The organism is Vibrio ostreicida (genome assembly GCF_013074385.2).
Lineage (GTDB): Bacteria > Pseudomonadota > Gammaproteobacteria > Enterobacterales > Vibrionaceae > Vibrio > Vibrio ostreicida.
On sequence record NZ_JABEYA020000001.1, the window covers coordinates 498,798 to 511,634 of the forward strand.

The following is a 12,837-nucleotide window of genomic DNA, read 5'->3' on the forward strand; positions in this document are numbered from 1 at the left end:
TTGAAAAAAGAAGATGTATGCCAAGACACGACCATTCATTCATGCAAAGCAGACAATGGGCCTTTGCCAAAGGCGAGTGAGTCTCAAGCCTGTGTCTACTGGCAGACACAATTGGCAGGCATGCCAGAGCAACATGGGCTGCCACTCGACTACCCACGTCCTTTGACACCATCTTCTAAAATAGGGCGGCACGTCCATCACTGGGGACCCGCGACGAGTGAAGCATTTCAGCAGCTCTGTTTGACACAAGGCGCCACTGTCTTTTCAGGGGCCTTGGCTGCATTGGCGATTTTACTTGGTCGTTATAGTTACGAGACCGATATTGTGTTGGGCACATGCGTATCAGAAAGCGAGGCTGATCACCCTGTTTCTCAGCGCTTGGCACTGCGTCTTAACTTAGATAACAAGCCGAGTTTTCTGGATCTCCTTGCCCAAAGTGAAGATGTCTATCAGGCAGCTCAGGTGCACAGCGCGGTTGGCTTTGAGCAAGCGTTGGCCTTGGCCGAACCACAAGAGTCGCACGGCCCTCTTTTCCATATGATGCTGGATGATGGGCAAAGGCCGTCCGGAGGGGTGGAGGCTGAATTTGAGGCGTTGTCCTGCGATGTTAAGGTGACGTTGGATCACCACCAAGAGGGCTTGCGCGTCACTTGGCAATACAGTGGTGACGTGTTCGAATCTGAAACCATTTCGCGCACCGCGCAGCAGTTCGATCAACTGATCCGCAGTGTGCTTGCACAACCAGAGCAAGAGATTGAGCGCTTAGCATTAATCGACAGCGAGGAACAAGGTCAAATATTGACCCGTTGGAATCAAACGCAACGTGAATACCCCGAGGCGGCTTGTATCCATCATCTCTTTGAAACTCAGGTTGAGATGACGCCGGATCAGATTGCGATCGAATTTGAACAGGAAAGCCTGACTTACCGTCAACTCAACATAAAAGCCAATCAGCTGGCTCATCACCTGATCAGTGTCGGCATCGGGCCTGAAGCGTTGGTTGGTATCTGTCTTAATCGTTCAATTAACATGATGGTCGCGATTTTGGCGGTCAACAAAGCGGGTGGAGCCTATGTCCCGCTCGACCCGAGTTATCCGATAGAACGTCTCGCTTATATGATGAGTAATAGTGATGCACAAGTGCTGATCACTGACCAAACATTGTCACAAGCGATTCCTTTGGATGCCGTTCAGCGTGTTCATATCGACGATTCTTCATTTTGGGATTCTTTATCGGAGCGGGCGGAAGCACAGCACAATCCACAACCTGCTGGGCTCTCGTCAGCCAGTTTGGTGTATGTGATTTATACATCGGGGTCGACGGGTCAACCTAAAGGGGTCATGAACCAGCACTCTGGCCTTGTGAACCGAATTCATTGGGGACAAGAGGCTTTTTCATTCCAGTGTGGTGATAAGGTGTTACAAAAAACCGCCTTTGGTTTTGATGTGTCGGTGTGGGAATATTACGGTCCGCTAACAAGCGGTGCGACTCTCGTGATGGCTAGGCCGGAAGGGCATAAAGATGTCGACTATTTGATGGATATTATTGGGCGAGCCAGCATCAATGTCATTCACTTTGTTCCTCCTATGTTGGCCAGTTTTATTGCTGATGGGCGTTTTAGCGATCAGACCCCGAGCTTGCGCTTAGTGGTATGCAGCGGTGAGTCTTTACCCGTCGATGTACAGAACCGTTTTCTGGCTGGGCACCACGCGCAATTACTGAATTTGTATGGCCCAACCGAGACGTCGATAGAAGTCAGTTATCATCGCTGTACACCTGAATTCAGTGGCCGCTCCGTACCCATTGGTCAACCCATTGATAATATAAAATTACATATTCTCGATTCAGCGCTCAACCCTGTGCCGATTGGTATTGTTGGCGAGTTGTTCATCACCGGAGTGGGCGTTGCGCGTGGCTACCATAATCGAGACGACCTCACCAAGGAACGATTCATTAGTAATCCCCATCAGTTGGATGAGACGGATCCTATCCTTTATCGAACTGGGGATTTGGCCCGATGGCTTGCAAGCGGAGAAATTGAATACCTAGGGCGGATTGATGATCAGGTTAAGATCCGTGGGTTTCGTATTGAACTGGGCGAAATTGAAACCGCGCTAGGTCAGTGTGAGTCTGTCAGTCAAACGGTTGTGATTGCACATGATACCCCACTGGGCGATAAACAGCTGGTGGCCTATTTGGTGTCCGCTCAGTCTGTTGACGATTCTTCTCTCTGGTTCACTCAATTGAGTGATGCATTGGCGACGAGGTTACCGGCCCATATGATTCCAGCGGCGTGGGTTAAGCTGGACGCTCTGCCTTTGACCCCGAATGGTAAAGTGAACCGAAAAGCGCTACCAGCGCCTGCGATGCCGAGTCAGGAAGATTATCAGGCACCGCAAACGTCGACAGAGGCTAAACTGGCTGAACTGTGGCAAAGACTGTTGCAATCGGAGCAGCCGATCGGCCGACAGGCTAACTTTTTTGCTCTGGGCGGTCACTCTCTGTTGGCGATGCGTCTGCTGACCGAATTAAAAGCGCAGTTCAATGTGCATTTGGCAATCCATACTATTTTTGAAGCAAGAGCCTTGCATCAACTTGCCGCGGAAATTGACGCTGAAAATCAGGGTCAGTCGGTTGTTTCCATTGTCCGACGCAGCGATGACAGGCCTGCCCCCTTGTCTTTCTCACAGCAACAAATGTGGGTTCTTGATCAATTGCAGGGTTCACATCAATACAACATTCCATTGATATTAACTTTGGAAGGTCAACTCGATCGGGGGGCGTTGGTTGACGCGGTTACCCAGATCGTTAATCGTCATCACGTTCTTCGTACCGTGTATCTCCAGAATCAACAAGGTCAGGTTCACCAGATGGTTTTAGGGGACATTGGCCAGTTTCCTCTCCCGACTTCTGTACTCTTGCCGCCAACCGACAGCCAGTATCGGTCCTTATCTGAGATTCAGGATCACGTGATTCACCGTGAGTTTGATTTATCTAGTGATCTCATGTTGCGTGGTCAGCTGGTTGAGATCAGTAAAAACCAGTATCAGGTGATTTTTGCTTTCCATCACATTGCAGCGGATGGATGGTCGCTGAGTGTGTTTGAGAAGGAATTGGCAGAACTTTATCAGGCAAACAAGCGCTCAGAGCAAAGTCAGCTTACGAGTTTGCCAGTGCAATATATCGATTTTGCTGACTGGCAAAGAACGGCGTCAGATTCGCTGCATTCTGACGAGCAGCTTCAATACTGGAAAAACCGTCTCAAAGGGATCCCTGAGCTGCACAGCTTGCCTACCGATAAACCTCGGCCGACCATTCCGAGCTTTAACGGCGGTCGTTATCGTCATCGACTCGACACTCGTCAGCTTGAAGCGTTTAAAGGTGTATGTCAGAGTCGTGGAGCGACGCTATTTATGGGGTTGCAGGCCTTAGTGTCGACCTTGATAGGCCGACACAGTCAGGAAAAAGACATTGTCATCGGGACGGTGGTGGCCAATCGCGATCATGCTGAAGTCAGTGATTTAATCGGCTTTTTTGTCAATACCTTGGTCTGTCGCACCGACCTGTCTGGACACCCCACGTTTGAGCAATTGTTGGAGCAGTGTAAACAGAGTGCACTTGGCGCTTTTGCCAACCAAAAACTGCCTTTTGAGCGCCTTGTTGATGAATTACAGCCCGATCGTTCTCTGAGCTATCACCCCTTATTTCAAGTCATGATGGTGCTGCAAAATAACCAACAGGCCCTTTATCAACTTGATGAACTCAAGGTTACCCAGACGCAGCCTGACCGTCATTACGCGAAATTTGATCTAACCCTTAATGTGATCGAACAAGGTGACCAACTGGTGCTGGATTGGGAATACAGTCAGGACTTATTTGTTGAAGAAACGATCGCGCGTTTGGCGGAGCATTTACAGGTTTTGGTCCAGTCCGTGGTGATGGATCCAACCTGCCATGTGATGATGTGTGATCTCTTGACTCCACAAGAACACCAGCAACTGACGTTAGAGTGGTCAAAAGGGCCTGAAACGGTCATGGAAGCCGATGGTATCCATCAGGTGTTTGAGCAGCAGGTAGCGCGTCTACCAGAGGCGCCTGCCTTGTGCTATCAGGGCCAATTTGGGCACGACAGCTTGAGCTATGCTGAAGTCAACTCAAGGGCAAATCAGATCGCACATTTATTGCAGCATCATGGTGCGCAGCAAGGTGACATTGTTGGTGTGTGCATTGAGCGCTCTGCTTCTTTGTTTGTAACCTTGCTCGGAATACTCAAAGCGGGTTGTGCCTATTTGCCGCTTGACCCTGACTACCCGCTCGCACGGCTGGAGCATATGATCACCGACAGTGGTGCAAGTACCATTTTGCTTCATGATCGTCTACGCGAGCGATTGCCGGAGACTCAGGCCAATCTGATTGCGTTGGATCACCACGACATCGAGGAGCAATTGAACGCTCTGGGCGAACAACCCTTCCAGTCGACGGTGGCCGTCACGGCTCAGGACATGGCGTACATGATTTACACGTCTGGCTCGACGGGCAAGCCCAAAGGGGTCATGCTTGCTCACCAAGGCTTGGTCAACCTTGCCTATGGGCAGCAATCTTTGTTGAACACGACATCACAAAGCCGTGTCCTCCAGTTTGCATCAATCAGTTTTGATGCCGCTACTTGGGAGTGGGTGATGGCGCTGTGCAGTGGTGCTCAGCTCTATATTTACGATGATGCCTGCATCAAATCAGGCAGCGAACTTTCAAAAGCGGTGAATCAGGATCAATTGACTCACGCAACCTTGCCGCCAGCTCTGTTACCGGTGTTGGACTTGGCTGAGTGGGAAAGCGTTAAAACGTTAGTGGTTGCTGGAGACGCGTGCCCACCGGATTTGGTTACCCGCTGGGGCAAAGGGCGAGATTTCATCAATGCTTATGGCCCGACAGAAAGTACCATTTGTGCGACGTTAGGGAGATTAGATCCTGATAGCGGCCTTATCCATATCGGTAAGCCAATACCTGGCGTTGATGTTTTGGTGTTGGACGAACATCAATGCCCTGTCCCTGTAGGCGTGCTCGGAGAGCTTTATATCGGCGGTGAAGGGCTGGCGAAAGGTTATCACAATCGAGTTGCCCTAACGGAGGAAAAATTTGTTAGGCACCCAAGTGATGCTAGCCAAACCTTGTATCGAAGCGGAGATAGTGTGCGTTGGTTACCTGATGGTAATTTGGAATTTATTTCACGCATCGACCATCAGGTCAAAATCCGTGGTTTTCGGATAGAGTTGGGTGAGATTGAAAGTGCGTTATTGAGCTATTCAAATATTCGCTCCGCCCATATTGAAGTTCGTGAAGATCAGCCAGGTGATAAACGTCTGGTCGCTTATGTGGTCAATCAAGATAATGAAATCAGAACGTATGCGGAGTTCATTTTGTTGTTGTCTGAGCAACTACCCGGCTACATGTTACCCAGCGCGATAGTGGATATGGACGCTCTGCCACTTACCCATAACGGCAAAATTGATCGTGCTGCACTGCCTGTCCCCATTTACCAGTTGCAGGCGCACTATGTCGAGCCTGTGACGCCTAGTGAAACCGTGCTTTGTGAGATTTGGCAGCAGGTGCTGGGTGTGACGAAAATCGGCACACATGATAACTTTTTTGCTATTGGTGGGGATTCGATTCTGGCTATTCAGGTGGCGTCACGTGCACTGCGAGCTGGCTATGCACTCACCACTCGGCAGCTGTTTGAATTCCAGACAATACAACGATTGGCCCCGCATATTTATCGGGTTGAAAAGCACACGGAGTCCGCTGGGGTTGTCGAGGGTGAGCAGCCATTACTGCCGATTCAACACTGGTTGTTTGAATTCGACAAGACGGATTGCCATCATTTCAATCAGGCCATGCGTGTGACGTTATCAGATGAGGTCAGCGTGGCGCACTTGAAGCAAGCAATGAAGGCCATCTACCACCGTCATGATGTGTTCAGATTGGCCTTTCGCCATCAAACTCAGCGTTGGCAGGCCCATTATACTTGTCTCACCAATCAGGATGTCGATAACAGTTTGATTCACACGACGTCAGACGCGTCTTTTGAGGCGGCTGTTAGCGATGCGCAGCAGGGATTTGAGCTTGATCAGGCACCGCTCTCCCAATGGGTGCTACTCGACGACAAAGCACAGCCTCTGACGATGACATGGGTGATCCACCATCTTATCATCGATGGGGTTTCATGGCGTATTCTACTTGATGATCTTCAATTAGCGTTGCGCCAGCTAGGCCGCGGCGACACGATTGATCTTGGCCCGACGTCCAGCAGTTATCAAGCGTGGGGCCAGTGGTTGGCGTCCTTTGCTCACTCGGCACAACTGGAAAGTGAGCGTCCCTATTGGCATGAGATTGTTAGCACGGAGATTGCGCCTATTACGCCGGAACTTTCGGAGCCTGAGGGCGGCTTAGATGACAGTGGGCATCAGAGTGACACCGTTACATTGGCGCTGACGGCAGAGGCGAGTGCGAATCTATTGCATCGATCGAATCCGTGTTACAACACCCAGATTAACGACTTGTTACTGACGGCACTGCTGCGTACCGTGACTCGCTGGCAGGACAGCAATCGAATTCGGATAGAATTGGAAGGCCATGGGCGTGAAGTCATTGATGATTCACTCAATCTTAATGAAACCTTAGGTTGGTTTACGACGACTTACCCAGTGATCTTGTCGGCGGAATCGACGGACATCGGTGAACAAATCAAAGCCGTTAAGGAACAACTAAGGGCAGTACCTAATAAGGGGATAGGCTATGGGGTGCTCAGATACTTAACCGATCGCGAACATTCACATCCTCAGATCGATATTCTTTTCAACTACTTGGGTCAGTTTGAGCAAGGCTGCAATAAGGGTCAAGACGATGTTATTGTCAGTAGTGAGTTTGAATCTTCTCAAGCCTGTATGAGTCAGGCGCGTCAGCGTTTTAATACTCTGAGTGTTGAAAGCATTGTCCAAGGCGATCAACTGCACATCAGTATCGAGTTCAATCAGCAGCAATTCAGTCGCCATGCGATGACGGAATTGCTTGAGCAGTACCATGACGATCTTACGGCGATTGTGACTCATTGCCAATCGGCACCTGAGCAAAAGACGCCGAGTGATTTCCCGCTGGCACAGATCAATCAGGACAGACTGGACCGATTGCAAACACAGCATAATATCGAGGACATGTATCCGGCGACGTCGATGCAGTCGGGTATGTTATTTCATTCTCAGATGTCCCCAGAATCTGGGCTTTACATGACTCAAATGGTGCTTGAACTCGGTGCACTCTCACCACAACGACTAAAGCAGTCTTGGCAAACGTTGGTCGCAAGACACAGTGCATTGCGAACTGCGTTTATCCATACCGGTTATGGCCAGCCGCTACAATTGATTGCCGCTGATGTTTGTGTGCCTTGGCAGGAAAAACAGTGGTTGGATCTCGATAACGCAGCCTTTGAGCAACGTTGGACTGAGCTACTCGCTCAAGAAAAACACCAGCCGTTTGATGTACAGCAAGCGCCACTGATGAAGCTCGCTTTGGTACAAAAGGCGCCACAAGAGTTTCGATTGGTTTGGACCCATCATCACGCACTGGTAGACGGCTGGTGTTTGCCAATATTGCTAAAAGAACTGGTGGAGATTTATCAAAATCCAGCGAATGCTTTGATGGATTCACCCGTCGTACCATATCGTCAATATATCGAATGGCTGCATCATCAGGATGTGGCGAAAGCGAAACAGTATTGGGTTGATTATTTGTCTGGCTTTGGGCTACCTACGTCCATCAGCCAAGCACTGCCTAGTGTAAAAAGTGACGGGCATGCTTCAACTGAAATGGGGCAACACCTCGAATGGCTCAACCCCGCTTTATCTGCCCAACTGAGCGCGCGTGCGAAACAAATGAATGTGACGTTAAGCAGCCTATTCCAAAGTGCTTGGGCACTGCTGTTGAGCCGTTATTGCCGTACTCGAGATGTCGTCTTTGGTACGACTCGCTCAGGGCGACCGGAATCGCTCATTGGCGTTGAAAGTATGATAGGCCTGTTTATTAACACGTTACCCGTTAGAGTGCAGCTGCCTGAAGGCAATCAGCCTGTCTCGGAGTGGATTCAGCAGTTAAACCAATCTCAGGTAGGGCACGATCAGTTTGCCCATACTTCTTTGGTTGATATTCAGTCTTGGAGTGAGGTGGACAATGAGAATGCTCTGTTTGATTCGATCATGGTCTTTGAAAACTACCCATTTGAAGCCGGCGACTTGGCGTCAGATGCTGACAATAGCCTCGTTATTAAGGGCCTCAGTGCCCTTGAACAAACAAACTTCCCACTGTCTATTGTGGTTGTTCCAGGGCAAAGCATTGCGCTTAAAGTGCTGGTAAATGGGGAGGCGATTACGCTGAGCGCTGCGCAACAAGTTACCGCGCACCTAAAGACGATTCTTGAATCGATGGCGGAGAGTGTTAGCCAAGGAATTGATGATATTTCACTGATGAGCGAGCAAGCTGATATGGCGAAACCCAAACCGACGTCGGTTGAGTTTAGCGGTGTGGCGACGCCGTTCCGGTCTATCGCAAGCCAATACCCAGATAAAATCGCGTTAACCTATGACGACCAGTCTTTGAATTATGCTGAGCTCGACGGCCGCTCTGATCGTTTGGCGAGTTATCTGATCAGCAAAGGCGTCCAACGCGGAGATCGAATAGGCTTATACCTTGAGCGTTCGGTTGACTTGATTGTCGCGATGCTGGCGATCATGAAAACAGGATCGGCTTATGTCCCACTTGACCCAGATCAGGGGGCGGAGCGTCTGGATGTGATCATGCAAGACTGTGATGCACGACTAATTGTATCTCATCATGCGCTCGCCGATACATTGGTCCAGAAAACCAGTGCCTTAGTGAATCTAAGTGAAGAGAAGACTCGTCAACAGATCGACCGCGCACCGCTTAACTTGCTTGATGGGATAGGGCCCGATCGCGGCAACGATTTGGCTTACATTATTTATACCTCAGGGTCGACGGGCAAACCGAAAGGGGTGGCGGTCGAGCAGTACAGTTTGGTGCATCTGGTGACAAATAATCACCACACTAAGCTTGACCAAAATACAGTAATGGCGCAGGCATCCAACCACTCGTTTGATGCGGCTACCTATGAAATTTGGGGTGCTCTGCTCAATGGTGGCAGCATGGTGTATATTCCAAAAAATCACCTATTGTCACCGGAGAAACTGCAACAACAACTGGTGCGTGACAACATTGATACCATCTTTGTAACGGCGGCGTTGTTTAATGCCACCATTGATCAACGTCCAACGGCGTTCGCTTCATTGCACCATTTACTGGTGGGAGGTGATGCGATCTCTGTCCCTCACGTCAATCGATTACTGGCGGCCAACGGTAAGCCTGCCCATTTGTGGAATGCCTATGGTCCGACCGAAAATACCACCTTTAGTGCGTGGTATGAAATTACTCAGCAACAATCGGTATACCCGATTGGGCGGCCATTAGCCACCGCGAGTGCCTATGTCTTTGATGCCACGATGCAACCACTCCCCACTGGGGTCATTGGTGAGCTCTATGTCGGTGGCCCAGGGGTTGCTCGAGGTTATTGGCAACGAGATGAGCTTACAGCGGAAAGTTTTATCGACGATAGGTTGTCAGGCAGTAAAGGGGGACGTCTTTATAAAACCGGCGATCTCGCCTACTGGGATGAGCAGGGACAAATCGTCTGCTTGGGCCGAGTTGATAAGCAAGTTAAGTTGAGAGGCTTCCGTATTGAGCTGGGCGAAATTTCTGCCGCCTTGCATGCTATCCCAGGCGTGATCGACAATTTTGTGATGGTTCGGGAGTCGAAGGGTGATAAAAGGTTAGTCGCTTATTTGGTCTTGGATGCTGCCCAGTCACAAGAGCAATGGTCCGAGGATCAGCAGGCGCTTAACGTTATTTATCAACGTCTGGCTGAGCGCTTAGCTCACTATATGATGCCTGCTGCCTTGCAGGTAATGCAAAGCTTACCCCTAAATGCCAATGGTAAAGTCGATTTCCGCGCACTTCCGGAACCTGATGACTACAGGGAGACCATCGTCAGTGAACCCTTGAAGAGTTTCACAGAAGTGACCTTAGCCCAGCTTTGGAGTCGGGTGCTAGAGCGGGCAGTTGATAACCGCCACCTAAACTTCTTTAGTGCTGGCGGTCATTCCTTACTCGCGATGCAATTGGTCGCCAAAATTCGTGAGCAGTTCGGTGTTGAGTTCACGATAGGTCAGGTCTTCAACCATGCTATGTTGGCCGCTCAGGCTCAAGAGATTGACTCACTTAGCGTCTCTGGTGGCGATCGATTGCCTGAGATGTTCAGCGTCTCTAACGATATCGACCAACCTTTATCTTTTGCCCAGCAAAGGCTGTGGTTTGTCGACCAGATGGAAGAGAGCAGCAGCCATTACAACATGCCGATAGCGATTGAACTCAGTGGCCAAGTGAGTATGGACGCATTACAACGGGCATTTTTGCGCATTGTGACCAGACATAAGAGCCTACGAAGCTGTTTTATGTCGGAAGGGGCAGGGGTATGTCAGCAGGTACAGGCCGCGCCAAACCACTGGATGATGCCAATGACGGACATCGCCAACTTAACGGAACAAGAACAAGTTGAGCGTTTGCTTGTTCTTCAGCAGGAAGAGGCGAATAAGCCGTTCGATCTCAGCGGTGATATGATGCTACGCACCTCGATGGTTACGCGCAGTGCTGAGCGACATGTCCTGTTTATCACGATGCACCATATTGCTTCAGACGGTTGGTCTATTGGGCTTTTGTTTGATGAATTAAACCATTTTTATCAGGCTGAAATCGATCATCAAGCGCCAACGCTGACCGAATTACCGATGCAGTATGCGGATTATGCGCATTGGCAGCGCAGCACGGAAGTGTCTCAGGTTATTGATCATCAATTAGGTTATTGGCAGCAATGTTTAAGTGGTTTGCCAGCGGTCCATAACTTGCCGCTTGATTACCCCCGTCCGGCTCAGCAGAGTTATCGGGGACAGTCCCATTTTGCGGTTTTGGATAACGTAAAGACTGACGCCTTCAAGCAAGTGTGTCAGCAACAAGATGCGACCTTGTTTATGGGGTTACATAGCGCGTTCTCGGTGCTACTCAGCCGTTACAGTAATGACAGTGATATTGTGGTCGGGACGCCCATTGCCAATCGAAGTCAGCCTGTGCTTGAATCCATGATTGGGTTTTTCGTTAACACCTTAGTACTGCGTCTTGATCTTGATGAAAACCCGACATTCAGTGAGCTACTGGCTCAGAGCAAGTCAACGAATGTTCAAGCCTACGCGCATCAGGATGCGCCGTTTGAGCAGGTGGTCGAAGTCTTGCAACCTCAGCGAGATTTGAGCTATCACCCTCTGTTCCAAGTGATGTTATCCTTAAATACCGCGCAGCCCGAATTAGTGCTGGATGGCGTGGAGACAGAAACCTTATCACTGTCAGAAAGCCGTTCTCAGTTTGATCTTATGTTGACGGTAGAAGAGGCATCACAAGGCCTCAATCTCTCTTGGGAATATAATACGGAGTTGTTTAGCCAAGAAACGATTGCTCGCATGGCCAGCCAATTTAACAAACTGGTTGATAGTATTATTTCTTCGCCAACGCAGCCTGTTGGCAGCCTGTCCTTGTTGGAGGATAACGCGCGCAACCAACTAATGAATGATTGGAACAATACCGCTTCAGCCTATCCTGAACACGACTGCATCCATCAATTGTTTGAAGCTCAGGTGGCGCGATCGCCAGATGCCATTGCGATCCGCTATCAAGAATCTCAATTGACCTATGACGAGCTCAATGAAAAAGCCAATCAGTTGGCTTATCAATTAATGGGCTTGGAGGTAGGGCCGGAAATATTGGTGGGTATTTGCCTTGAACGCTCGCTTGATATGGTTGTATCAATACTGGCAGTGAGCAAAGCAGGTGGCGCCTATGTGCCTCTCGATCCAAGTTACCCCGTCGACCGTTTGTCCTATATGTTGGAAAATAGCCAAGCTCAGGTGTTGATTACGCACAGTGATCTTTCGTCAACGCTTGAACTCAGTGCTGAAAAGACCCTGTTTGTTGATGACATGACTTTATGGCAGAGCATGAGGGAACAATACTCTGCTTTGGGCAACCCTTGCATTGACGGGTTGAGTCCGCATAACTTGGCGTATGTGATTTATACCTCAGGCTCAACGGGCCAACCTAAAGGGGTGATGAATCAGCACTCCGGACTGGTCAACCGCTTAAACTGGATGCAAAAGGCATACAAGCTCAAGACTTGCGACAACGTGTTGCAAAAAACGCCCTTTGGTTTCGATGTTTCTGTTTGGGAATATTATTGGCCATTGATGACTGGAGCCACGGTAGTGATGGCTAAGCCTGAAGGGCATAAGGACGTGGATTACCTCCTTGAGGTGATTAATGACGCCAAGATCAGCGTGATGCACTTTGTCCCCCCTATGCTGGCCAGTTTTATTGCCGATGGCCGTTATATTGATCGTACGCCAAGCCTTCGTCTTGTGGTGTGCAGTGGTGAAGCACTTTCCGTCGACGTACAGAATCGTTTCTTGGCCAACCATAGTGCGGAATTGCACAATTTATATGGGCCGACTGAGGCGGCGATTGACGTCAGTGTTTGGCAATGTCAGGCGGATTTTCGTGGTCGTTCTGTCCCAATTGGTCGGCCAATCGACAATATTCAGCTTTACGTACTCGATAATCAGCTCAATCCTGTTCCGGTTGGTGTTGTTGGTGAGCTGTTTATTGCTGGCGTTGGT

1 protein-coding gene (cut by a window edge) is annotated in these 12,837 nt (G+C 49.6%); it reads left to right on the forward strand.

Annotated features, from left to right (window positions below; translation table 11 throughout):
* Positions 1-12,837, forward strand: the 5' portion of a protein-coding gene (locus tag HLM86_RS02265; RefSeq protein WP_170882055.1) for a non-ribosomal peptide synthase/polyketide synthase. Its footprint extends 15,075 nt past the window's final position; the window shows 12,837 of its 27,912 coding nt (coding positions 1-12,837); its start codon is at positions 1-3; the stop codon falls past the right edge of the window.